The sequence below is a fragment of the Mesorhizobium sp. M1A.F.Ca.ET.072.01.1.1 genome (assembly GCF_004023325.1).
Lineage (GTDB): Bacteria > Pseudomonadota > Alphaproteobacteria > Rhizobiales > Rhizobiaceae > Mesorhizobium.
Window position 1 is genome coordinate 1 of the sequence record NZ_RZSF01000073.1, and the last position, 22,828, is coordinate 22,828.

A 22,828-nucleotide genomic window follows, 5' to 3' on the forward strand; every position below is an offset into this window, starting at 1 on the left:
CCCTTAGCTCGGGCATGTTGTCGGCAGTGGCCGTCCGCTTCCAGGCGTTGAGAAAATCGCCGTTCATGGCGGCCAGCTTCTCGAACACCGTCTCCTGCAACATCTCGGCGGGAAACGGCAGCGTCGCGCCCTCCACCAGTTCGACCGCCACCTCCATGCGCTTGTTGTGCGCGGCGTCTTCGTAGGAAACGAGGCGAAAGGTCGACAGTACCGGCGCCAGCACGTCGAGGCCGAACAGGATCTCTCGCAGGCTGTCCGGCGTGACCTTGGCTCCGTAATACTCGATCGACATATCGGAGCGGCCGTAGATGAACAAAAGCGGCAGGTCGAGGATACGGCCGCTGTTCTTCAAAATGTTGCTATGCCCGGCTTCGCGCAGGATGCGCTTCAACTCGCTGAAGCGCAGCACGTGGCCGCGATCGTGGATGTTATAGCGGATCTTGGGCGAGATGTTGTAAGGCCGAGAAATGGTTGCCACCAATTCGCCCTTGGCGTTCTCCTCCAGGTAGTAGGCCAGCGGATTGTACTGGAAGATCATCGGCGTGACGCCGTATTCCGTCCGCACGATGGCCTTGCGCAGCCTCTCGTCGCCGAGCAGCGCGCGGCGCAGGTTGATGGTGAGTTCGCTTTCGAGCGCCAGGTTGACCTCAAGATCGGAGGCGCCGTAGCTGCCGATCACACGCCGGAATTTCTTCAAGAGATAGCCACGGAGGCTCTCCGAGACGCCTTCGCCGCCGAAGGCCGCATCGATGGTATATTTCGACCAGTCCAAACGCGGGTCGTCGACCAGCGTCTTCAGGAACGGCGGATAGCCCATCACAACATAGCGGAAGCGCGGCCCGAACTCGTTTATGGTGTTGACGATCTTATCGAGGTTCGGCCCCGTCGATTTCAGGATTGTCGTCTCGGTCAGCGAGATCGCCACATTCATGCCTGTCGCCCACGCGCCGAGCGCGAACGCATTGAGGATGAACAGGGTCTCGTCCTCGCCGGTGATGCGCAGGAACGTCATCTGCATCATCTGCTTGGTGATCATCCGCTCGGTCTTGCCGCGCACCCAGCTGGTCGGCATGCCACTGCTGCCGGAGGACTCGTCGACCATCACGCCCATCGACGGCAGCTTGCCATCCAGCAGACGTTCCTCCTGCGAATACTTCTTGACGTACGATTCCTTGTCCATCTCCGGAATGGAAGTGAGGTCGGGCTTCGTCACATGATCGAGCATGATCTCGGGCTTGCCGCCGAGCCGGTCGATATAGTCGCGATAGGCCGGAACCCGCCTGTAGGCATGATAGAAATTCGCCCAGGCGCGCCACGCGCCGATGCCCCAGCGCAGCCGCTCGAAGCCGGGAATGAGCAATATCTTGTAAGCATGCCGCGAAGACGCGAATGCCCGCTCGACGACGTTGACCAGCGCGACAAGCGCAAGGAAGAAGGGCCGTACCGCCCGCTTGATCAGCCGCATAGGATGATGTCCTCGTAGGGGAGCCGATAGCTCAGCGGCGGCGGCTGGCTCTTGCCCAGCCGGAGCAGCAGCCAGACCATGTCGGCGCCTCCTTTTTCGTCCGGCATCTTGAAATAGCCGATCATGTTGGTGCGCGCCTCGTCTGAGGTGATGACCGAGCCATAAGGCTGCCAGTAATAGCCATGGCGAGTAACGATGAGCCACAGCCGGAACATGGTCGTGCCGGCACGAAACCAGTCCTCCATGGTGACGTAAGGACCGCGCAGCCAGCCGATGGTGCCGACGCCCTTCATGCTGCGGCCGTAGATGAGGCCCACGAGGCTCTTGATGCCGGGCAGAGTCCAGAAGCCAGGCCTGGTGAAGAAGCTTTTGAGGAGAAACGCCGAGAAGCCGAGGCAGCGCGCCGAGAGGCCGTCGCCGGTGATGTCTTCCTCGCGCGTGCCGAAACGCAGCCACCGTACCAGCTCCTTGCGGATGGGCACGTTCTCCATGTCGTGGAAAAGCGCCTGGCGATTGAGCTCGATCACCCAGCCGATCGCCTCGGCGTCGTTGCGCGCCTCGAAGCGATGGCCGGTTCGAAGGGCTTCGGCCTGTATCTCGCCAAGCAGCGTCTGCGGGATCGCGCGACCGTCATAGGGAAGCCGGGAGGTGTGGCGGTCGAGGATCAGCCGGGGATCGAAATCCGCAATCGGCGCGATCGCCGGGCGCAGCGTCAGCCTCGATATGACCTGGGGCGTCTGGGTGTCGCCACCCTTGTACATCGGAGAGAAGTCGGTTGCGCAGTCGAGCTCGAAGCCCAGGCCATGCGCTGCGATTGAACATATCTCGGCAAAGATGCCAGCGGTGAGCCAAGTGAAGCGGCCCTCCGGGTCGGCCACATAAAGTCCACGCCGCGGCAGGAACACGATCTCCGCCTCGCGATCGTTTAGGATACGGAGCCGGAAAGGCTGCGTGTTGTGCGGGCTGGGGCAGCTCACCGCATAGCGGGCAATCTTGCGCCATTGTTCCGATGACTTCGCGTCGTCTTCCTGCACGCTATTGCGCTCCGCCAATTTCGACCAGGCAATAGCAAACAAACAATACGAGACGGTAAGTTCAAATGGCTAATGAATACTTTTGAAACACCCTACATCATTCCGGGGCAGACCCCGTTTCGTGCCCATCAGCCGCCCGAATGCGGGTCGATGCTGTAGGGATGCACGGGGTAGCCTGAGCCGATCGTCCCGCTCACCCGATCGATCCAGGCGCTGACCGCCGGATAGTCGGCAAGCGAAAAGCCGCAATCCTCGGCGCGATGGCCGTAGGCATAGACGGCGATGTCGGCGATGGTGAGTGAGCCGCCGACAAGGAACGGCGTGTCCTGCAGGCCGCGCTCGAGAGCGTCAAGCGCGCGGGCGCCCGCCTCACGCTTGCCGGCCACCAGCGGCTGATTGCGCTCCAGCCGCCCGGTCAGCGACCAGAAGCGCAGCGAGCCGATGACCGGCTCGACATAGTACTGCTCGAAGAACAGCCACTGCATGGCCTTGGCGCGCGTGAGCCGGACCGCCGGCAGGTAGGGCGTCCCCTCCGCGACACAGGTGAGAATGGCGTTGGATTCGGCGATCGCCGCCCCATTCTCCACGGCGAGCACGGGAACGGCGCCGGCCGGATTGAGCTTCAGGAAGGCTTCCGTGCGGCTCTCGCCCTCGAAGATCGAGACAATGCGCGTTTCATAAGCGATGCCGAGCAGGCCGAGCAGGACGCGAACCTTCCAGGCATTTTGCGACGGCAGATAATCGTAGAGCGTGAGCATGGCTGCGTCCCTCCTTGGCCAGGCTTCGCATGGGGCATACGCGGATGCCACCCGATTTATGCGCCTTAATCTCCCCCCTTTGAGGGGAGATGTCGCCGAAGGCGACAGAGGGGGTCGTCTCCCGTAAATCGCCAGCGTCGTGTTCGTGGCGGACTGCGTAAGGCGCTGCGACCCCCTCTGGTCTTCCGACCATCTCTCCCTCAAGGGGGGAGATCGGCAGTTCCGCCACGCCTCACCCCGCGATATCCCTCGCCACCGCCTGCGCCTCGATGCCGATCTCGCGCAGCAGGCCGGTGACCGGATTGTAGAAGCCGACGAGGTAGACACCCAGCGCCGTCGCCCGTGGATTCACTCCACTCTTCCCCGGCCGCAGCTCCGCCGGCAGGATGCCGTCATAGCCAGGACGGTAGCCGGTGGCGAAGATTACGGCGTCGAAGTTTTGTTCCTGCCCGCCGGCGAATGTTGCGCCGTCCTCGGTGAAGCGGACGATATCGGGGAGAATGCCGATCCTGCCCGCCTTGATCGCCGCTACAGTGCCGACATCGATGACCGGAATGCGGCCGGCGTCGATCTGCTTGAGGATGCCTTCCTTCGGCCTGACGATGCCGTATCTCTCCAGCCTGCCCAGCGCAAGGTCGAGGATTTTCGGGAACATCCAGTCGTTCAGCGCCCGCGGCATCGGCCGGCTGGCGATGCCGACCATCTGGATCGGCACGCCGAAGAGCTGGCGCGGCACGATGTGGACGCCCTTGCGCACCGAGATCGTCGGATGCGCGCCACTCTCGGCAAGATCGAGCGCGATCTCGGCGCCGGTGTTGCCCATGCCGACGACCAGCACGTTCTTGGCCGTATAGGTCGTGGCCTCGGTGTAGGCGGCGCTGTGCAGCACCTCTCCCTTGAAGGTTTCGATGCCGGCGAAGGCCGGCGTTATCGGCTCGGCATTGTTGCCGGTGGCGATCACGATCTTGCGGACGTTGAAAGGACCGGCATCGGTCTCGACCACGACTTTTTCGCCCGCCCGGCGGATCGATTTCACCGTGACGCCGAAGCGCGGCTCCAGGCTGAAACGCGCGGCATAGGCATCGAGATAGGCAACCACTTTTTCACGCGGAACGTAGCGAGGGTGGCTTTTCGGGAACGGCACGAAAGGGAGTGACGAGAAGGACTTCACCGTGTGCAGGTGCAGCCGCCGGTAATGCCGCCGCCAGGCCGGCGCCAGCTCGCTCGCCTTTTCGAGGATGATGAAATCGACTCCGGCCCGCTTCAGGCAGGCCCCGACAGCCAGCCCCGCCGGTCCCGCGCCGACAATGACGACATTGGTGTCCAAGGTAGCCTCCTCCCCCAAGGCGGGAAGAAGCTATGCCCGAGGTGTCGGAGGAGCAAGTAGGGGAGTCACCTAGCCTTGCGGGACAAGGTGCACCGAGCGAAGTATCTGTCGCCGAAGGCGACGGAGCGATCGCTGCGCGTGAAGTGCCGGCGCGTTGCGCGGAGGAATACAACGTCGGCGATCTGCGTGAGATGACCCCTCAGGCCTCAAGGGGGGAGATCAGGATTCGCGCTCTACTCCGTCCCGCTCGGCGCTTCGGCCTCGTCCTCGGGCGGTTCGAGAATCTCGATCAGCCGCGCTACCCTGGCGCCCGGCATCGCGCGACCCTCGTTCATCAGCGCCTCGTCGGCGCCGATCCAGGCGAAGGCCTCGCGCAATTCCTCGAGGCTGGCGCCGGTGAGCGCGACGTCGGCGATGACGGCCTCGTCGACAGGGCCAAGAACGGAAATGATCTCGTTGCGGGTCATCCTTGTCTCCCTGGGGCAGAACGATGACAAGGAAACGGCGGACGGGTGGAGCGGGTTCCGACGGCGCCGGCGCGTTGTCTCCGCCTTGCGGAAGAAAGCGCCGCGCCGGCTTTGCTCTTGCCCCGACAACCGCTATGCACGGAGGCTCGTCCCGGAATTCTGCCGAGTCCTCATGAAATCCGTCTTGCTGCTTTCCGCCCTGCTGCTCTCCTCACCGGCCCTCGCCCAATGGAAGCCGAGCGAGAAGGTCGAGACCTATGCGATCTCAGGACAAAGCGTGGAGGCGCTCTATGTCTCGATCGGCGAGAAAGGCCCTGTGATCGGCAGGGACTCGGCCGGCAACGGGCGGCGGGCAATCGCGCAGACCAACTTCAAGCTGACCTGGCAGCGCGATTATCAGACTGACGGCGGCGCCTGCGTGCTGAAGACCGCTCGCCCGAAGCTGATCATCACCTACACGTTGCCCAAGCCCGCCGCAAAACTTGCCCCCGCCGTGCAGGCGCGGTGGGACGCGTTTGCCGCCGGCCTCGCCGCACACGAGAAGGTCCACGGCGCCGGCATCGTCGACATGGTGGACAAGATCGTTGCCTTCAGCACCGGCCTCACCGTTGCCGACGACCCCGGCTGCACCAAGATCAGGGCGGAGCTGACGAATTATCTCGACCAGCTTTCCAAGGCGCAGCGCCGGGCCAGCCGCGACTTCGACAAGGTCGAGTTCGGTCCGGGCGGGAACTTGCAGAAGCTGATTGCGGCGTTTCTGATCGGCGGGTGAACACGGCCAAGGAGCGGCTGCGCCCTTCCCGCGGTGGCAGCAGGGCCACACCGGAAGCACCGCTATCAGCATTACCGCATCTCGAATGGGACAGCTGCCAATCCCGTCTGCGCGGAAACGGGAACTGTCGGCTCTTTCTCGGCTAGGTTGAAATCTACACCTTAGTACTTGCTAATGCGCATTCAGCCTTCTTCGCCGACCTGATTAGTGGCCATCCGGCACAGCCCTGGATTGACTTAGCTCACGGCAGGCTGGCTCATTTGCCCTTTGAGACGAAAGTCTAAGGGCATGCGCCGCAGCTTTACAGGCGGGTTTGGTAGCGCTACCGTTTCACAGTCGCGTGACCCGGGGGGAGCTGGGGCAAACGTCGCCGACGCCAGTGGTGGATGCTTGCCGGCATCCGTTTCAGCCACACCTTGATTGGAAACGGCTCCCCGCGAAACCCGCAGGGACCATCGGGAGGAGTTCGATGGCGTCTGTCGCGATTGGCGATGTCTACAAGTCGTTCGGAGCCACCCAGATCCTGCACGGCGTCAGCGTCGACATAGAGGACGGCGAGTTCGTCACGCTGGTCGGGCCGTCGGGCTGCGGAAAATCGACGCTTCTGCGGATGATTGCCGGGCTGGAAAAAATCTCCCGCGGCCATATTTCGATCGGCAGCCGTGTCGTCAACGATGTTGCGCCGAAGGAGCGCGACGTGGCCATGGTCTTCCAGAACTACGCGCTCTATCCGCACATGACCGTTGCCGAAAACATGGCGTTCTCGCTCATGCTGAAGGGAGTGGCCAAGGCGGAGAGCGATGCCGGGGTGAAGCGGGCGGCCGAGATCCTCGGGCTGGTGCCGCTTCTGTCGCGTTATCCGCGCCAGCTTTCGGGCGGCCAGCGGCAGCGCGTCGCCATGGGCCGGGCGATCGTGCGCAATCCGCAGGTGTTTTTGTTCGACGAGCCGCTCAGCAACCTTGACGCCAAGCTGAGGGTCCAGATGCGCGCCGAGATCAAGGAACTGCACCAGCGACTGAAGACGACGACGATCTATGTCACGCACGACCAGATCGAGGCCATGACGATGGCCGACAAGATCGTCGTCATGCATGACGGCCTCGTCGAGCAGATCGGGCCGCCGCTCGAGCTCTACGACCGGCCGAACAACCTCTTCGTCGCGAGCTTCATCGGCTCGCCGGCCATGAACCTGCTCAAGGGCACATTCGCCAATGACGGCGCGCCGTCGTCGTTCCGGGGCGCGGGTGGCGTCTCCGTGCCTCTGTCGAAACCACCCGCGATCGGCAACGGCGAAGCCGTCGTGCTCGGCGTTCGGCCCGAGCATCTGCGGCTGGCCGAGGACGGCATTCCGGTCACCGTGGTGGTGATCGAGCCGACCGGCTCGGAAGTGCAGATCATCGGCCGGACCGCGGGCGGAGAGGATATTGTCGCCAATTTCCGCGAACGCCATTCCTTCGCGTCGGGAGAAACCATCCGGTTGTCGGTGGAACCCGGCCCCATTCATCTGTTTCACGGCGAAACGGGCCAGCGGATCGAAGCGGCGCCATAGACCACGCAACGAGGAAACCCACAGGAGGAGACGAGCATGAAGTTCACCAGACGCGACGTGATCCGCACGACCGCCGGCGCGGCCGCCGGAGCCTTGGGCAGCCGCTTCGTCGGCTCGAGCGCCTTCGCCCAGGAGGGCCTCACCTACAAGCCGGAGGAAGGCGCCAAGCTCCGGCTGCTGCGCTGGTCGCCTTTCGTGCAGGGCGACGAGGACCAATGGCTGAAGAATACGAAGCGGTTCACCGAGGCGACGGGCGTGGAGGTGCGCGTCGACAAGGAGAGCTGGGAAGACATCCGGCCCAAGGCGGCCGTCGCCGCCAATGTCGGCTCCGGTCCCGACCTGATGTTCGTCTGGTTCGACGACCCGCACCAATATCCAGACAAGCTGCTCGACGTGACCGAACTCGGCGACCATCTCGGCAAGAAGTATGGCGGCTGGCACGACGGCCCGAAGCAGTATGCGACGCGCGAGGGCAAGTTCCTCGGCCTGCCGCTCGCCACCATCGGCAACGCCATCGTCTATCGCGAAAGCTGGGTGAAGGAGGCCGGCTTCTCGGAATTCCCGAAGGACACGGCGGGTTTCCTCGAGCTCTGCAAGGCGCTCAAGGCAAAGGGCCATCCGGCCGGGTTCACTCATGGCCACGGCGTCGGCGACGGCAACAACTATGCGCATTGGCTGCTATGGAGCCATGGCGGCCAGATGGTCGACGAAGCCGGCAAGGTGACGATCAACAGCCCCGAGACGCTCAAGGCGATCCAGTATGCGCAGGAGCTCTACAAGACCTTCATCCCCGGCACCGAAAGCTGGCTCGACGTCAACAACAACCGCGCCTTCCTGGCCGGCGAAATAAGCGTGATCGCCAACGGCATCTCGGCCTACAACACCGCCAAGGTCAACAAGGACAACGACCCGAAGCTGGCCGAAATAGCCAAGGACATCCGCACCACCAATCTGCCGATCGGTCCGGTCGGGAAATCGGTCGAGCTGTTCCAGGTGACCACGGCCGTCATCTTCAACTACACGCCCTACCCCAACGCGGCCAAAGCCTATCTGCAGTTCATGTTCGAGGACCCGCAGATGTCGGACTGGATCACGTCGTCGGCCGGCTATTGCTGCCAGACGCTGAAGGCTTTCGACAACAATCCGGTGTGGAAGGCCGACCCGAACAATGCCGCTTACGCGAAAGCCTCGGCGACGCTGCGACCCAACGGCTATGCCGGACCCCTCGGCTATGCCTCGGCCGCGACCATGGCCGATTATGTGCTGGTCGACATGTTCGCCAAGGCGGTGACAGGACAGGCGACACCGCAAGAGGCGATGGAAGAGGCCGAAAAGCGCGCCAACCGCTATTATCGCGTCTGATCCTGCCGGGCACCTGAAGCAAGGGTGGCCGCGTCGGGATCTTCCGGGGCACGGAAGGACCACGCGGCCACCACCACTCCACCGCATCTTGCGAGGAATTCGCGCCCATGGCCGTGCCATCCGTTGCCGTTCAGCGGCGTCCGTCGATGCTTTCGCGACTTGCCGAGAGCCGGAACACTCTTGGTCTCGGCTTCATGCTGCCGGCGGCGGCGCTGCTCCTGGTCTTTCTCACCTATCCGCTGGGACTCGGCGTCTGGCTTGGCTTCACCGACACGCGCATCGGTCGGCCCGGCATCTATATCGGCGTCGAGAACTATGAATATCTCTGGAGCGACAGCGTGTTCTGGCTGTCGGTCTTCAACACCGTGCTCTACACGGTCAGCGCTTCGATCCTGAAATTCGTGCTCGGCCTCTGGCTGGCTCTCATCCTCAACGAGAAGCTGCCCTTCAAGTCGTTCTTCCGCGCGGTGGTGCTGCTGCCCTGGGTGGTGCCGACGGTGCTGTCGGCCATCGCCTTCTGGTGGATCTACGACTCGCAGTTCTCGATCCTGTCCTGGGCGCTGCAGCAGATGGGGCTGATCGACCACCGCATTAACTTCCTCGGCGATCCGACCAACGCGCGCGCTTCGGTCATTGCGGCCAATGTCTGGCGCGGCATCCCGTTCGTCGCCATCACGCTGCTTGCCGGCCTGCAGACCATCCCGCAGTCGCTCTATGAAGCCGCCACGCTCGACGGCGCCAGCCGTTGGCAGTTGTTTCGCCATGTGACGCTGCCGCTTTTGACGCCGATCATCGCCATCACCATGACCTTCTCGGTGCTCTTCACCTTCACCGATTTCCAGCTGATCTATGTGCTGACCCGCGGCGGGCCGGTGAACGCCACCCACCTGATGGCGACATTGTCCTTCCAGCGCGGCATTGCCGGCGGCCAGCTCGGCGAAGGCGCGGCAATCGCCGTCGCCATGATCCCCTTCCTGCTGGCGGCAATCCTGTTCAGCTATTTCGGCCTGCAACGGCGCAGGTGGCAGCAAGGCGGCGGAGACTGATATGGCCGCGATCAGAGAAGTCGAGCGCCTGGACACCGACGAAGGCGGCATGGGCTACCTGCAGAGCCTGCCGCGCCGGGTGGTCACGGTCTATCTGCCGCTGCTGGTGTTTCTCATCGTGCTGCTGTTTCCATTCTATTGGATGACGATCACGGCGGTTAAGCCCAATGTCGAGATGACCGATTATGTGAACTACAATCCGTTCTGGGTCGTGCATCCGACGCTGGAGCACATACGCTATTTGCTCCTGGAGACCTCCTATCCCGGCTGGCTGCTCAACACGGTGATCATATCGACGGCGGCCACCTTCCTGTCGCTGGCGGCTGCGGTGCTCGCCGCCTACGCGATCGAGCGGCTGCGGTTTTCCGGCGCCCGGCAGGTCGGCCTTGCCGTCTTCCTCGCCTATCTGGTGCCGCCCTCGATCCTGTTCATCCCGCTGTCGGTGATGGTGTTCAACCTCGGTCTCTACGACACGCCCTTCGCGCTGATCCTCACCTACCCGACCTTCCTGATCCCGTTCTGCACTTGGCTGTTGATGGGCTACTTCCGTTCGATCCCCTTCGAATTGGAGGAATGCGCGTTGATCGACGGCGCCACCCGCTGGCAGATCCTGACCAAGATCGTGCTGCCGCTTTCGGTGCCCGGTCTGATCTCGGCCGGCATATTCGCCTTCACGCTGTCCTGGAACGAATTCATCTACGCGCTGACCTTCATCCAGTCGTCGGAGAAGAAGACGGTGCCAGTCGGCGTGCTCACCGAGCTCGTCCGCTCGGACGTTTATGAATGGGGAGCGCTGATGGCGGGCGCGCTGATCGGCTCGCTTCCGGTGGTGGTGCTTTATTCGTTCTTCGTCGAGCACTACGTCTCATCGATGACGGGCGCGGTAAAGGAATAGCGTCCGCATGCATAACGGCGCCCGCCGCCGCGCTAAAAACTGATCTCCACCGCCGGCGCACTGCGCTTCGCCTCGCCATGAAACACCGCCTCGATGTTGCTGCCGTCGGGGTCGAGCAGGAAGGCGGCGTAGTAGCCGGGGTGGTAGGGGCGCTCGCCCGGGGCGCCGTTGTTCTTGCCGCCGGCGGCGAGGCCCGCGTGGTAGAAGGCGTCGACCATGGCGCGGTCCTTGGCCTGGAAGGCGAGATGGTGACGGCCGGTGAGCACGCCCTGGGCCGCGCGGCTATCGGCGCTGGAAACGAACAGTTCGTCCGCCCAGAAATAATCCTCGGCCTCGCCGCCGATCGGGACGCCCAGCACCTCGAGCACCGCGCCGTAGAAACGCCGGCTCGCCTTGACGTCGCGCACTACCAGATGAAGGTGGTCGATGAGCCGGCCGCGGTAGAGTTGCATGGCGTTTGCCTCCTCCCGATTGCTGCGGCTCAATCTAGAAGGGCCTGATGCGCGGTCAATGTGGGTGCGGAAGACTGCTGACAGTTAGAGAGGGTCGGCGCGAGGCACCCCCCTCTGTCCTACCGGACTGTCCGGTAGGACAGAGGGGGTGTGAAGGAACGCCAGCACAAGGCGATCGGCCAACATCCCCAAAAATCCGGATAAAAAATGCAACCAGATTGTAGGATCGGTGTCTGCCGCGGCGTCCTTCGGACGCAAGCGGCGCGATGGACCTGGAAAAACCGTGCCGCATCAAACAGGATGCCTCAGGGCATGGGAGAAAATCATGAATCCTTCCTATCGTTGGGTCATCGTCGCGGCCGGCGCGCTGATGACCTGTGTGGCGCTCGGCGCGATGTTCTCGCTGGCGATCTTTCTCGAGCCGATGTCGATCGACACCGGCTGGTCGCGCGCCGGCATTTCCAGCGCCATGACGCTGAATTTTCTGGTGATGGGCGTCGGCGGCTTCGCCTGGGGCGCGATCTATGACCGCGTCGGTGCCCGCCCCGTCGTGCTTGCCGGCGCGGTGCTGCTCGGGCTGGCGCTGGTGGTGGCGAGCCGCGCCAACTCGCTGCTGATCTTCCAGCTCAGCTACGGCGTGATCGTCGGGCTGGCGGCCAGCGCGTTCTTCGCGCCGATGATCGCGCTCACCACCGCCTGGTTCGACACCAACCGCAGCCTTGCCGTGTCGCTGGTTTCGGCCGGCATGGGAGTGGCGCCGATGACCATCTCGCCCTTCGCCCGATGGCTGATCTCGGCCTATGACTGGCGGACCGCCATGTTCGACATCGGCGTCATGGCCTGGGTGCTCCTGCTGCCCGCCGTCTTCCTGGTACGCCAGCCGCCGGCGGCCGGCGCGGCGGCCGACGGCGGCATGCCGGCGCGTGCCGCCGACGACCCCGGCATGAGCGTCGGCCAGGCGCTGCGCTCGCCGCAGTTCCTGGTTCTGGGCATGACCTTCTTCGCCTGCTGCGCGGCGCATTCGGGGCCGATCTTCCACATGGTCAGCTATGCGATGGCCTGCGGCGTTGCGCCGATGGCTGCCGTCTCGATCTATAGCGTCGAGGGCCTTGCCGGCCTTGGCGGACGCCTGCTCTACGGCGTGCTCGGCGACCGGCTGGGGGTCAAGCCGGTGCTGATCACCGGCCTTGCCATCCAGGCCGCCGTGATCGCCGCCTATCTCGCGGTCGGCCGGCTCGAGCAGTTCTACGTCCTGGCTGTCATCTTCGGCGCCACCTACGGCGGCGTCATGCCGCTCTATGCGGTGCTGGCACGCGAATATTTCGGGCCGCGCATCATCGGCACGGTGTTCGGCGCCGCCACCATGCTCTCCAGCCTCGGCATGTCGTTCGGCCCGCTCGCCGGCGGCATGATCTACGACGCCTATGCCAGCTATTCCTGGCTGTTCATCGGCTCGGCGCTGGTCGGCCTGGGCGCCGCCGGCATCGCGATCGCCTTTCCGCCGCAGCCAAGCCGGCAGCGGCTGCAGATGGCATAGCGCGATGAATCTCCCTCCTTGAGGGGGAGATGTCGCCGAAGGCAACACAGGGGGTCGCCGCGCGTGAAGCGCCGACCCCTCTCTGTCGCATGGGGTGCCGACGATCCACGCGCCAGGACCTGCCCTGCCGGGCATCTCCCCTCGAGGGTAGATTGCCCGCACCGCCGACGCGAAATCCATTGCCCGATGACGGCGAGTGTGAAACTCTCCGCGCGAGAAGACGCTGCATCTGAATGCCGGCCGGGCCGGCGCGATCCGTGGTCGGGGATATTGCAGTGGACACAGGCCTGGAAGCCGCAGAAACAAGGAATTGGTCCCGCTTGCTGGTCGCGGCCGAGAGCGGCGATGCCGAAGCCTCGCGCGCGGAGCTCGCGGCGGGCGCGGATATCAACCAGACCGATGAAGACGGCTGGTCAAGCCTGCACCTCGCCGCGCATAACGGCCGCACCGCCGTGCTCGAAACCTTGATCGGCCACCCGGCGGTCGACGTGAACTGCAGAAACAAATGGAAGAGCACACCATTGAGCCTGGCGGCGGCCAGGGGTCACCTCGCCTGTATCCGGGCGCTGATGAAGCATCCGCAGATCGATATCGACGCCCGCGCCGACTATTACGGCAGGACGCCGCTCATCGAAGCCGCAAGGAACGGGCATCTAGCTATCGTCAAGCTGCTGGTCGAGCATGGCGCCGACGTCAATCTCGCCGACAAGACGGGACGCAACAGCGCGCTCATCGAGGCGATCAAGGGACGCCACTTCGAAGTCGCGCAATATCTGCTGGAATCCCGCAAGGTGAACTTCCTCAACAAGGACATGCGGCTCAATGCACTGATCTGGGCCGGCAGCACGCGCAACGCCGAGCTCATCGGCAAGCTGGACGCCGCGATCCATCGCTTTTTCGAAGGCAAGTGAAGCGCGGCCGTCAGCTGTTGGAACCGTCAGGCCGGCGGCACCCCTTCGAGAGCTATTATGCGTGTGCGGGCGCAGCGGAATCGGATTTCCTTGAGCCGCGCATATTCCGGCGAGTCGTACCAGGCGGTGAGCGAAGCCATGTCGGGAAACTCGATAATGACCAGGCGGTGCGGTTCCCAGTCGCCCTCGAACACCCTGGTCGCACCGCCCCGCGCCAGATAGTGCCCGCCATAGCGGGCCTCGGTCGCGGGGACTTCGCGCCTGTATTCGTCGAACACGGCCATGTCGGTAATGTCTACATCGGCAATCAGATAGGCGGCCATCGTCGCTCTCCCGTTTCTGATCGTTCCTCCACGATATATTAGTAGACACTCATATTGAAGCTTCAACCCGGCAAAAACGGGCGCAATCGTCGCCGCGGCGCTACCCATGCAGACCGCCGGCAATAGCCCGGAGCGCAGCCAGGCTTTGGCGGGCTCCTCTCGCTTACTGCTTCGCGAGGAAAAGCCAGGCCCTCACCCCGTGCCCGTTCCCGAACGCAGCGTCTCCCTGAGCTCGTCGTCGCGGCGCAGCCGCGCGTCGGAGATCAGCATCACCGGACACGGGCAGCGCTGCAGCACGCCGCTCGTCGTCTCGCCGAAGATGAGCTCCTCGCCCGGCCGCCGCGCCACGCCCATGACGATCAGCGCCACGTTCCTGCCCGCCTGACGTGCAATGGCATCGGCGGCGGCGGCCCTCGAGCGGATGGCCGTCTCGATCTCGACGCCATAACGGTCGGCAAGCGCGACAATGTCCTTCAGCACAGCCTCCCTGCGGCGATGCGAGACGGTGTCGCGCGGTTCGTCGCGACCCGGACGCGCGACATAGAGGACCTTGACCGGCGCGCCGGTGACCGAGGCGACGGCAAACGCAAGTTCCGCGCCGCGGCGTGCATTCGCCGTGCCGTTGACCGGCACCAGGATCCTGCCGGATCCCGGCCCAAGGCGCGGCATCTGCCGGCCGGCGCCGGCCGGCTTCAGCACCAGGCAGAGCGGGCCCTCGAAAGCGCCGGCGACCTCGTTCAGCCGGCGCGAGAAGCCGCCCTTCGCGGTCACCGCTCGGCCGAGGCCGATGAGCAGCATGCCGTAGCCCTTGCGCGCCTCCTTGGCGACCGCCTCGGCGGAGAGCGGAGCGTCGTGCGGGCGGCGCGTGAGTGGGGCTTCATGCGCGGGCTCCTCGTCGGCTTCCTTCGCCGCCTCGCGGCCCTGCTCAGCGCCCTTTTCGATCTCGTCCAGATGCGCCGCCTCGACGGGGTCGGCCTCGCTTTCGCCGCTTGTACGGAGCACGGTCGTCGGCTTGCCGGCTCCGATGACACCGGCGAGGTAGGCGGCGAAGCGGCCGACGACGCCCTCGTCGACCACCACCAGCAGCCGCTCCAGATTGGTGATGAAGCCGCGCTGGTCGACCTCCTCGCGCTCCAGCCTTTTCTTTTCCGCCTCCCCCATCGGCAGCCGCCCCAGCGCCCAGCGCAGCGTCGGCGGCATGACCAAGGTGGTTATGACGGCCATGGTGACGATCATGGTGAAAAGCGTGTGCGAGATCACGCCGATCGACAGACCGATCGAGGCGACGATGACCTCGGTCGAGCCCCGCGCATTCATGCCGCAGCCGACGGCGATGCCCTCGCTGCGGCTCATGCCCGCGGCCTCCGCGCCGATGAAGGCGCCGCCGAACTTGCCGAGGCTGGCGATCGCCACCAGCGCCACGGTGAGCAGTGCAAGCTCGGGATCGACGAGCACTGTCAGGTCGGCCGAGAGACCGGCGACGCCGAAGAACACCGGCATGAAGAGTGCCGTGATCACGCCGCGCAATTGCCCCTCGATGTGGCGCGACAGGATCGGCGACTCGCCGACCAATATGCCGGCGACGAAGGCACCAAGCACCGTATGCACGCCGATCAGGTCGGTGACCAGCGCCATGCCGCCCATGATGGCGAGGATGACGGTGACCACCGCGTATTCCGAGCGGAAGGTGTCGTTGGTCCAGCGGATGGCGTCGAAGACGATGCGGCGGCCGAGCGTGAAGGAAAAGGCCATGAAGGCGGCGACGCCGGCGAGCGTGAAAGCGAGGCTGGCGAGCTCGATGCGGCCATGCGTGGCGATGCCGATGGTGATGGCGATGATCACCCAGCCGATCGTGTCCTCGATGATGGCCGAGGAGACGATGATCTGGCCGAGGTCGCGGCGCATGAAGTTCATCTCGCGCACCACCATGGCGACGATCTTGACCGAGGAGATCGAAAGCGCGGTGCCGAGGAACAGGCCGGAGACGATGCGCTCGCTGCCGGTGGCGAGCAGCGAGGCCGGCATGAACTGCGCCGCCACGAAGCCGAGCGCGAAGGGCACGGCGACGCCGGTGGCGGAGATGGAAAAGCACGCGCGGCCGACCCGGCGCACCAGCCTCAGGTCCGTCTCCATGCCGGTCAGCAGCAGAAGCATCAGCACGCCGAACTGGGCGATGGCGTTGATCATCGACTTCTGCGCGGCATCGCCGGCAAAGACCAGCCGCTCGGCCGCGGGCCACAGCCAGCCGAGCAGCGAGGGCCCGAGCAGGATGCCGCCGATCAGCTGTCCCATCACCGCCGGCTGGCCGAGGCGCTCCAGCAATTCGCCGATGCCTCGGCCGACGACGAGCAGCAAAATGACTTCGAGAACGAAGATGCCTTCGCTCGACATGCCGGTTTTTTCGGCGGCGAAGGCGGCGGCCGGCATCGATGCAAGCGCCGCCGCGGCAAGCGCGAGAGAAACCGGCCGGCGCCGGTTGGGCATGAAGGACAATTGCCGCACCCCTCGATTATCCTCGCCATAACGGTTTCGCACATGCATCGGTTGCACGGCGGTGGAACTGCCACTCTCTCCCGTTGTGGGGGCGGTGTCCGGCAGGACGGAGGGGGCGCCGTGGAGGACCAACGTCGATTCAACCTATCTCCAAAGCAGGCCACTTTTAACCGTGATGGAGGTGCCTGCAAGGGCTGGGATGCCGGCGGGACAGCGCCTCCTCTACCCTGCCGGACATCCTCCTCACAGGCGCGGAGGGATCGGGCAGTTCCGGCTCCGCCCGCCTCTCTCAAGCAGCTTCGACGTCGCGTACAATTCGATTCAAATGCTGCCGCCCATCTTTGCTTGTCGGTAAAGCGACTCACGCATGGTCGCGGCACGGCGGGGCAATAAGGAGAAGCTAATGAAAAGCGACTTTGCCGCCGCCCACCTGCACCTCGACAGGGCCTGCCATTATCTGCGCGGCGACGACGAGACCAGCCGCACGGCGCTTGCGGCGCTCGACCTTGTGATCGAGGCGGTCGCGACCGCCCTCTATGCCCGGCCCGAGGCCGAAGTGGTGCCGTTTCCGATATCAGCCGCTCAGCGATAGGAAGCATCCATGACCGGCGGCCGGCAATGATGATTAACGGCCGATCAGATCGGTCATCGCCTCGATGACCTTGCCGGCCGCCGCCCCCGTCGCCGACCGATCATTGACGATGATCGAGATGCGAAACGGAATGTCGAACTGGATTGGCCTGAGTGCCAGTCCGAACTCGGAATAGAAGCCCGCAGTGAACGGATCGACCACAGCCAGCGAAGGGCCCCCCCTGACCAGCGCGCAGGCCAAGAACGACTGGAAGATGTCGGCGACGGTGTTGGCCGCGGTCACTTCGAGTAGCCTCGCGCCGTCGCGGCTGCGCCGGAAATAGAGCTCGCCCAGCGACACGAAAGGATAGCGGGAAAAATCCTCCAGCCGGACGCCTTCGCTCTCGGCGAGCGGATGCTTCTGGTCCATGACACAGACGCTATTGCGTTCGAAAGTGGCGACGCATTTGGCGTCCAGGAAAGAAACGCCCGCGTCCACCAGGCCGACGTCGGTCAGGCGCGAGGCGACGGAGGAGACGATCTCCGTCGAGCTGCGCACCGCGATGGTGGTCCTTGCCTCCGGAAAGCGCGTCCGAAGCTGCTGGATCGCATCCGGCACGATCTTGAAGGACATCGCCGCCAGCGTCCCGATCCGCACGACGCCGCGCTTCAGTTCCCTGATCTCCTGCGCCGCCATCATGAGGTTGCGCGCGCCATGAAACGTCTTGCCGACCTCGCCGTAGAACAGCAGGCCCTGCTCGGTCGGAACGAGCCGACCGTGCGAGCGATCGAACAGGCTGAGGCCGGTATCGATCTCCAGCTCCTGCAGCAGCCGGCTGACGCTCGGCTGCGAGACGTTGAGCGCGATCGCAGCGCCCGACACGGAGCCGGCCACCATCGTTGCCTCGAAGGCCTCCAGTTGACGAACGCTGAGCCCGGAAAAACGCATCTCTTCCTCCCGGTATAGGATTAGCACATACCGGACCAAAATCTTGATCTTTGATTTCGCTGCGTTTCGGGCCCTAGCTGCAAGCTTGGCAGAAACTGACGGAGCCGTCGTGAAGCGAGCCAATGTCATCTTCATCTGTGCCGACCAGATGCGCTACGACGCGCTCTCGGTCACCGGCAACCGCGTCGCCCATACCGCAAACATCGACCGCATCGCCGCGCGCGGCGCAACCTTCCATCGGCACTTCACGCCTAACCAGATTTGCTCGCCAAGCCGAGCGACCATGGCAACAGGGCTCTATCCACGCCATCACGGATTGTGGCGCAATGGCGTGGCGCTCGACGATCGGCTCCCTAATCTGTGGCAGGCGCTGTCGCTTGCCGGATACGCCACAAAAGGCGTCGGAAAGCTGCACTTTCAGCCACTGCTCGCGCCCGTCGAACGCGACATGCCGGAATCGCTTGCCTATTGGGAAAGGCCGGGCTGCGAGGACTGGCACGGTCCCTATTTCGGCTTCGATGCCGTCGACCTCGTCATGGGCGAAGCCAACGAAGCCACTCGCGCCGGCCACTACGCCGCCTGGCTCAAGCGCAACCACCCCGAAGTGGTGGACCTCTACGAGCCCGACGCCAGTCCCGACAGCCGGGCGCAGGATCTGAACGAAGTCTGGAAAAGCGCGGTGCCGCCCGAGTTGCACTACACCAGTTGGATCGCGGATCGGGCGATCGACTTCATCGAGCGCCAGGGCAAGCAGGCAGAGCCGTTCGGCCTGTTCGTCTCGTTTCCGGACCCGCACCACCCCTTCGCCCCGCCCCGGCCCTATTGCGACCTGTTCCGACCGGAGCAAATGCCCACGCCGACCATCCGGGCGGGCGAGTTGGAGCGGATGCCGGCCTATCTCGGCGAAGGCGACGATCCGACGAAAGTGCCCTACATCGCCTCCGGCGAGCAGCCGCGCGAGCAGGGCTTCCTCCTGCGCACCGACGATATCTCCGACGAAACGCTGGCCATCGCAATCGCCCACACGCATGGCATGATCCAGATGATCGACGATGCCGTCGGGCGGCTGCTCGCGGCCCTGGACGACGTTGGCGTGCTCGATGACAGCTTCCTGCTGTTTACCGCCGATCATGGCGAGTTGCTCGGCGACCACGGGCTGCTGCGCAAGGGGCCGCCGCCCTACCGACAACTGCTGCAGGTCCCGCTGGTCCTTAGCGGTCCAGGCATCCGCGCCGGAACAAGCCTCGATGCGCTGACCAGCCACCTCGACCTGTTCGCGACCATCGCATCGCTGCTCGGCCTGCCGGCGCCCGCGACCGACGGCACCGATCTCAAGCCGCTGATCGACGGCCGGGTCGCCGACGTCCGCGACTTCCTGTTCGGTGAATATCATCCGCGACGTGACCCCTGCCTCTACAACCAGTCGATCATCTCCAAGGAGTGGCGGTTCACCCGCTATCCCAACCAGCCGGCCTGGGGGGAGCTGTTCGATCTTCGCGAAGACCCCTGGGAGCACTGGAACCTATTTCCCGAGCGAGCACTCGGCGCGCAGGCGCGCGCGCTGAGCGCGGTTCTCGACCGGCGGCTGCCGCCACAGCCGCTGATGGTCAACGAAGTCCTTGGCGCCTACTGAACCAATGGGAGAATGACATGAACGACAGAAGCGTCTTCTCGAGCCTGGACAGCATGAACCGCCGCAGCTTCATCAAGACGGCCGCTGCGGCTGCCTTCGCCACGGCGGCGTTTCCACATACCGGCCTTGCCGAGGCGCCGCGCAAGGGCGGCGCGCTGCGCCTTGGCCTCAACGGCGGCAGCTCCGCCGACACGCTGGACCCGACGCAACTGATCGGCACTTTTTCCATCAACGTGTCGCGGCAGGTCTACAACACGCTGGTGGAGATCGGCGATGACGGCAAGCCGGCGCCGGAGCTCGCGGCAAGCTGGGAAGCCAGCGACGGCAACAAGCGCTGGATCCTCAATCTCAGGCCGGGCGTGCAGTTTCACAACGGCAAGACGTTTGACGCCGACGACGTCAAATACTCGCTTGGCCTGCATATCGGCGACAAGACCAAGTCGAAGGCCAAAGGGCTGGTCGCCGACGTCGCGGAAGTGCGGGCCATCTCGCCGACGCAAGTCGAGATCCTGCTCAAATCGCCAAATCCCGACATGGATTATGTGCTGTCGGATCTGCATTTCGCCATGGTGCCGGCGGGCTTCGCCGACTGGTCGAAAGCGATCGGAACCGGTCCGTTCAAGCTCACCGCCTTCCAGCCCGGCGTGCACGCCACGGCCGCCCGCAACGAGACCTACTGGCGCAGCGATCGCGGCCATGTCGATACGGTCGAGTCGGTGGTGATCAACGACGCCGCGGCACGCGTCTCGGCTCTTCAAGGCGGCTCGGTGCACATCGTCAACGGCATCGACTACAAGATCGCTCCACTGCTCAAGAAGGACCCGCGCGCCTATTTGCTGGTCACCGAAGGCAAGCAGCATTTCTCGCTGCCGATGGACGCCACGAAGGAGCCGTTCAACAACCCCGATGTCGTGCTGGCGCTCAAGCACGCGCTCGACCGTGAGCAGATGGTGAAGCTGCTGATGGCCGGCTTCGGACGGGTGGGCAACGACCATCCGATCGCTGCCAGCGATCCGAGCTTCAATCCGAACATCGCGCAGCGCGGCTACGATCCGGACAAGGCCCGTTTTCACCTCAAGAGGGCCGGCAAGAGCGATCTTAGGCTCGAGCTGCACGCCGCCCCCGTGGCGTTCGAGCAGGCGGTCAACACGGCCGAGCTTTTCGCGCAATCGGCCAAGCTCGCCGGCATCACCATCAGCGTCAAGCGCGAGCCCGATGACGGCTACTGGAGCGACGTGTGGCTGAAGAAGCCATGGGTGGCTTCCTTCTGGGCCGGGCGGCCGTCGGCGAGCATGATGTTCTCCTCAGTCTACGCCTCGAGCGCGCCGTGGAACGAGACGCATTGGAAGAACGGCAGCTTCGACAGACGACTGACGGAGTCGCGCTCATTGGCCGATCCGGCAAAACGCCGCGAGGTCTATTTCGAGCTGCAGCAGATGATCCATGACGAGTGCCCGACCATCATCCCGGCCTTCGCCAGCTGGATCGACGCGGCGCGCCAGGAGGTGAAGGGATTCGTTCCCAATCCCAACTTCCTGCTCAGCGATCATCGCGTGGCCGAACGGGTCTGGCTGAGCGCATAAGATCTTCCGCCGGAGCGCGTCGGCAGGAACATTTCTGCCGGCCCCACATTGTGCTATATGGGGTGTGGCCGGCTCAATCGGCCGGCCACGGCGGGAGGCACGTGGCAAGGGGATGTCGCAGGTCCAGACCGTAAAGCCAGCCGAAGCAGCGGCGCCGCCAAGGGGCTCCGATGCATTCGCGCTGAAGCTCACTTCCTCCGAATTCGCAACCACCATGTCGCATTTCCACCGCGCCGAGATCGCGCGCATGGCGGGCTGGCGCGACCGGCTCGACCGCACCAGCAATTGGGCGATCACCGTGGTGGCGGCGATGCTGTCCGTATCGCTGTCGACGCCCTCGGCGCATCACGGCGTGCTGCTCTTCGCCATGCTGCTCATCACGCTGCTTCTATGGATCGAAGCGCGGCGCTACCGGTTCTTCGACGTCTATCGGGCGCGGGTGCGTCAGTTCGAGCGCTATTACTTCGCGCAGATTTTTTCGCCGCAGCCGGACTTCGCCTCCAACTGGCTGGCCATCCTCGGCGAAGGCCTGCGCTCGCCGCGCTTCCTCATCTCGCAGCGCGCGGCACTGGTCCGGAGGCTGCGCCGAAACTACGTCTTCATGTATACGATCCTGATGCTTGCCTGGGTCTTGAAGATCACCACGCCCAGCCTGCAGCGCGAAGGCTCGCCGATCGGCTTCAGCGCCTCGCTGCTCGACACCTTTCGCGTGGCGACGCTCGGTCCCATCCCCGGCGTCGTGGTGGTCTGCGGCGTCGTCGTATTCTATCTCGCGATGCTTGCCGCCGCCTTCCTGATGCGCGCCGACGACGGCGAACTGTCGTTCGGCGACGTGCATGTGTAAGCCTGGGGCGGCGGCCCTTGGTCTTTCTGGCAGCCCGCCGTTTCCACGCGCTCACAATCCCGGTGGCCTGACGAAACCGTCGGTGAGACGCGCCAGCGCTTTCGCCACGGCGAGCAGCTTCATGTCCGAATGGCGGCGGCCGACCAGCTGGGCGCCGATCGGCAGGCCCTCCCGGTCGACACCGATCGGAATGACGGCGGCCGGATGCCCGGTCAGGTTGAAGCGGCAGGCGTGGCTGAGCCCGCTCCAGTAGGGCGTCTCGATGCCGTCGACGGGGATCGGCGCACCCATTTCGCGGTGGCGGAAGGCCGTGCACATCATCGCCGGACAGACCAGCACGTCCCACCCGTCGAAGAAGCGCTCCCAGGCAGCGATGAATTCATCGCGCCGGTTGAGCGCCTCGAGATAGGCGGCCAGCGAGGGCGAGGTTTCGCGCGGCTGCCGGAAGACCTGCGAATACCAGGTGATGAGATCGGAAAACAGCGCCCGCTCGGCCGCGAAATCGTGCTGCGGCAATGCCTGCCCTACCCGCGCGCCGCCGACCTCGATGGCGCCCGCGAAGCCGGCGATCGCGTCGGCGATGTCGAGCGCCGTCGGCACTCCGGGAAATTCAGGCGCGAAGGCAACCCTGAGCGTCCCCAGCGGCGGCTCCGGCGCCTCGTCCGTCGCCACCGGCGGCACTTCGGTGTCGAGACCGTCGGCCCCGGCGATGATGCGGTGCGCCAGGATGAGATCGTCGACGTCGCGGGCCAAAGGCCCGATGTCGAACAGCAGGCGGAAGCTGCGCGGCAGGTCGGGCGGATCGGCGTAGCTGCCGGTGATCGGCACCGTCGCCTGCGTCGGCTTGAAGCCATAGAC

At 64.6% G+C, this 22,828-nt stretch carries 21 protein-coding genes; 11 read left to right on the forward strand and 10 right to left on the reverse strand.

Going from position 1 to position 22,828, the window contains the following annotated elements; translation table 11 throughout:
• From EOA32_RS13160 to EOA32_RS13180, 5 genes are all read right to left on the reverse strand, one after another.
• Positions 1 to 1,465, reverse strand: a 1,465-nt coding sequence (locus EOA32_RS13160) for a CoF synthetase (RefSeq protein ID WP_128371979.1), incomplete at its 3' end; no start/stop codon positions are given.
• A complete protein-coding gene (locus EOA32_RS13165) occupies positions 1,456 to 2,499 on the reverse strand; it encodes a hypothetical protein (protein ID WP_128371980.1) in 1,044 nt (347 codons plus the stop codon). The genes EOA32_RS13160 and EOA32_RS13165, both read right to left, overlap by 10 nt.
• 128 nt (positions 2,500 to 2,627) lie before the next feature.
• Complete coding sequence (locus tag EOA32_RS13170; RefSeq protein WP_128371981.1) at positions 2,628 to 3,257, reverse strand: glutathione S-transferase family protein; 630 nt, start codon at positions 3,255 to 3,257, stop codon at positions 2,628 to 2,630.
• Between the two features lie 232 nt (positions 3,258 to 3,489).
• Positions 3,490 to 4,584, reverse strand: coding sequence for an NAD(P)/FAD-dependent oxidoreductase (locus EOA32_RS13175; protein WP_128371982.1), 1,095 nt, complete (start codon positions 4,582 to 4,584; stop codon positions 3,490 to 3,492).
• Between the two features lie 233 nt (positions 4,585 to 4,817).
• The gene (locus EOA32_RS13180) at positions 4,818 to 5,051 is read right to left on the reverse strand and encodes a hypothetical protein (protein ID WP_067001193.1); all 234 of its coding nucleotides are present in this window, start codon (positions 5,049 to 5,051) and stop codon (positions 4,818 to 4,820) included.
• Between the two features lie 172 nt (positions 5,052 to 5,223).
• Between EOA32_RS13180 and EOA32_RS13185 the strand changes: the two genes are divergently transcribed.
• The 5 genes from EOA32_RS13185 (at position 5,224) to EOA32_RS13205 (ending at position 10,675) form a co-directional block, all read left to right on the forward strand.
• Positions 5,224 to 5,823, forward strand: a complete 600-nt coding sequence (locus EOA32_RS13185; protein ID WP_128371983.1) for a DUF922 domain-containing protein — start codon at positions 5,224 to 5,226, stop codon at positions 5,821 to 5,823.
• A 469-nt stretch (positions 5,824 to 6,292) separates the two neighbouring features.
• Complete coding sequence (gene ugpC, locus EOA32_RS13190; RefSeq protein ID WP_128371984.1) at positions 6,293 to 7,372, forward strand: sn-glycerol-3-phosphate ABC transporter ATP-binding protein UgpC; 1,080 nt, start codon at positions 6,293 to 6,295, stop codon at positions 7,370 to 7,372.
• Between the two features lie 36 nt (positions 7,373 to 7,408).
• The gene (locus tag EOA32_RS13195) at positions 7,409 to 8,734 is read left to right on the forward strand and encodes an ABC transporter substrate-binding protein (protein ID WP_095801402.1); all 1,326 of its coding nucleotides are present in this window, start codon (positions 7,409 to 7,411) and stop codon (positions 8,732 to 8,734) included.
• Between the two features lie 107 nt (positions 8,735 to 8,841).
• Positions 8,842 to 9,780, forward strand: coding sequence for a sugar ABC transporter permease (locus EOA32_RS13200; protein WP_067001186.1), 939 nt, complete (start codon positions 8,842 to 8,844; stop codon positions 9,778 to 9,780).
• 1 nt (position 9,781) lies between these two features.
• Entirely contained in the window at positions 9,782 to 10,675 is an 894-nt protein-coding gene (locus EOA32_RS13205) for a carbohydrate ABC transporter permease (protein WP_067001185.1), read from the forward strand.
• 32 nt (positions 10,676 to 10,707) lie between these two features.
• On the opposite strand, the gene EOA32_RS13210 is transcribed toward EOA32_RS13205, so the two are convergent.
• Positions 10,708 to 11,127, reverse strand: a complete 420-nt coding sequence (locus EOA32_RS13210) for a VOC family protein (protein WP_128371985.1) — start codon at positions 11,125 to 11,127, stop codon at positions 10,708 to 10,710.
• Positions 11,128 to 11,452: 325 nt separating this feature from the next.
• Between EOA32_RS13210 and EOA32_RS13215 the strand changes: the two genes are divergently transcribed.
• Both EOA32_RS13215 and EOA32_RS13220 read left to right on the forward strand, forming a co-directional pair.
• Positions 11,453 to 12,664, forward strand: coding sequence for an MFS transporter (locus tag EOA32_RS13215; protein WP_067322465.1), 1,212 nt, complete (start codon positions 11,453 to 11,455; stop codon positions 12,662 to 12,664).
• Between the two features lie 233 nt (positions 12,665 to 12,897).
• A complete protein-coding gene (locus tag EOA32_RS13220; protein WP_348632200.1) occupies positions 12,898 to 13,575 on the forward strand; it encodes an ankyrin repeat domain-containing protein in 678 nt (225 codons plus the stop codon).
• 26 nt (positions 13,576 to 13,601) lie between these two features.
• On the opposite strand, the gene EOA32_RS13225 is transcribed toward EOA32_RS13220, so the two are convergent.
• Positions 13,602 to 13,898 (reverse strand): DUF1330 domain-containing protein, encoded by a 297-nt coding sequence (locus EOA32_RS13225; RefSeq protein ID WP_128371987.1) that lies wholly within the window; start codon positions 13,896 to 13,898, stop codon positions 13,602 to 13,604.
• A 192-nt stretch (positions 13,899 to 14,090) separates the two neighbouring features.
• Positions 14,091 to 16,400 (reverse strand): cation:proton antiporter, encoded by a 2,310-nt coding sequence (locus EOA32_RS13230; RefSeq protein ID WP_245499259.1) that lies wholly within the window; start codon positions 16,398 to 16,400, stop codon positions 14,091 to 14,093.
• 394 nt (positions 16,401 to 16,794) lie between these two features.
• Here EOA32_RS13230 and EOA32_RS13235 point away from each other — a divergent pair, with 394 nt between their 5' ends.
• On the forward strand, positions 16,795 to 16,983 hold the full coding sequence (locus tag EOA32_RS13235) for a hypothetical protein (RefSeq protein WP_067322650.1): 189 nt from the start codon (positions 16,795 to 16,797) through the stop codon (positions 16,981 to 16,983).
• A gap of 33 nt (positions 16,984 to 17,016) precedes the next feature.
• Here the strand turns inward: EOA32_RS13235 and EOA32_RS13240 are convergent, their stop codons facing one another.
• Complete coding sequence (locus EOA32_RS13240; RefSeq protein WP_189407117.1) at positions 17,017 to 17,910, reverse strand: LysR substrate-binding domain-containing protein; 894 nt, start codon at positions 17,908 to 17,910, stop codon at positions 17,017 to 17,019.
• A gap of 109 nt (positions 17,911 to 18,019) precedes the next feature.
• Between EOA32_RS13240 and EOA32_RS13245 the strand changes: the two genes are divergently transcribed.
• The 3 genes from EOA32_RS13245 to EOA32_RS13255 all read left to right on the forward strand — a co-directional run bounded on the left by EOA32_RS13245 (position 18,020) and on the right by EOA32_RS13255 (position 21,970).
• Positions 18,020 to 19,543: a sulfatase-like hydrolase/transferase gene (locus EOA32_RS13245; protein ID WP_128371989.1), complete on the forward strand. Its 1,524-nt coding sequence runs from the start codon at positions 18,020 to 18,022 to the stop codon at positions 19,541 to 19,543.
• 17 nt (positions 19,544 to 19,560) lie between these two features.
• The gene (locus tag EOA32_RS13250; RefSeq protein ID WP_128371990.1) at positions 19,561 to 21,126 is read left to right on the forward strand and encodes an ABC transporter substrate-binding protein; all 1,566 of its coding nucleotides are present in this window, start codon (positions 19,561 to 19,563) and stop codon (positions 21,124 to 21,126) included.
• A 112-nt stretch (positions 21,127 to 21,238) separates the two neighbouring features.
• Entirely contained in the window at positions 21,239 to 21,970 is a 732-nt protein-coding gene (locus EOA32_RS13255; RefSeq protein ID WP_095832779.1) for a DUF2270 domain-containing protein, read from the forward strand.
• A gap of 51 nt (positions 21,971 to 22,021) precedes the next feature.
• Here the strand turns inward: EOA32_RS13255 and EOA32_RS13260 are convergent.
• A partial coding sequence (locus EOA32_RS13260) for an amidase family protein (protein ID WP_245499260.1) occupies positions 22,022 to 22,828 on the reverse strand: 807 nt, incomplete at its 5' end.

Excerpts from the sequence above, each read along its gene's own strand:
- EOA32_RS13235 (WP_067322650.1), top strand. The coding sequence starts at position 16,795 with ATGAAAAGCGACTTTGCCGCCGCCCACCTGCACCTCGACAGGGCCTGC.
- EOA32_RS13225 (WP_128371987.1), bottom strand. The coding sequence starts at position 13,898 with ATGGCCGCCTATCTGATTGCCGATGTAGACATTACCGACATGGCCGTG.
- EOA32_RS13240 (WP_189407117.1), bottom strand. The coding sequence starts at position 17,910 with ATGCGTTTTTCCGGGCTCAGCGTTCGTCAACTGGAGGCCTTCGAGGCA.
- EOA32_RS13185 (WP_128371983.1), top strand. The coding sequence starts at position 5,224 with ATGAAATCCGTCTTGCTGCTTTCCGCCCTGCTGCTCTCCTCACCGGCC.
- EOA32_RS13170 (WP_128371981.1), bottom strand. The coding sequence starts at position 3,257 with ATGCTCACGCTCTACGATTATCTGCCGTCGCAAAATGCCTGGAAGGTT.
- EOA32_RS13180 (WP_067001193.1), bottom strand. The coding sequence starts at position 5,051 with ATGACCCGCAACGAGATCATTTCCGTTCTTGGCCCTGTCGACGAGGCC.
- EOA32_RS13200 (WP_067001186.1), top strand. The coding sequence starts at position 8,842 with ATGGCCGTGCCATCCGTTGCCGTTCAGCGGCGTCCGTCGATGCTTTCG.
- ugpC (WP_128371984.1), top strand. The coding sequence starts at position 6,293 with ATGGCGTCTGTCGCGATTGGCGATGTCTACAAGTCGTTCGGAGCCACC.
- EOA32_RS13250 (WP_128371990.1), top strand. The coding sequence starts at position 19,561 with ATGAACGACAGAAGCGTCTTCTCGAGCCTGGACAGCATGAACCGCCGC.
- EOA32_RS13210 (WP_128371985.1), bottom strand. The coding sequence starts at position 11,127 with ATGCAACTCTACCGCGGCCGGCTCATCGACCACCTTCATCTGGTAGTG.
- EOA32_RS13205 (WP_067001185.1), top strand. The coding sequence starts at position 9,782 with ATGGCCGCGATCAGAGAAGTCGAGCGCCTGGACACCGACGAAGGCGGC.
- EOA32_RS13215 (WP_067322465.1), top strand. The coding sequence starts at position 11,453 with ATGAATCCTTCCTATCGTTGGGTCATCGTCGCGGCCGGCGCGCTGATG.
- EOA32_RS13195 (WP_095801402.1), top strand. The coding sequence starts at position 7,409 with ATGAAGTTCACCAGACGCGACGTGATCCGCACGACCGCCGGCGCGGCC.
- EOA32_RS13255 (WP_095832779.1), top strand. The coding sequence starts at position 21,239 with ATGTCGCAGGTCCAGACCGTAAAGCCAGCCGAAGCAGCGGCGCCGCCA.
- EOA32_RS13220 (WP_348632200.1), top strand. The coding sequence starts at position 12,898 with ATGCCGGCCGGGCCGGCGCGATCCGTGGTCGGGGATATTGCAGTGGAC.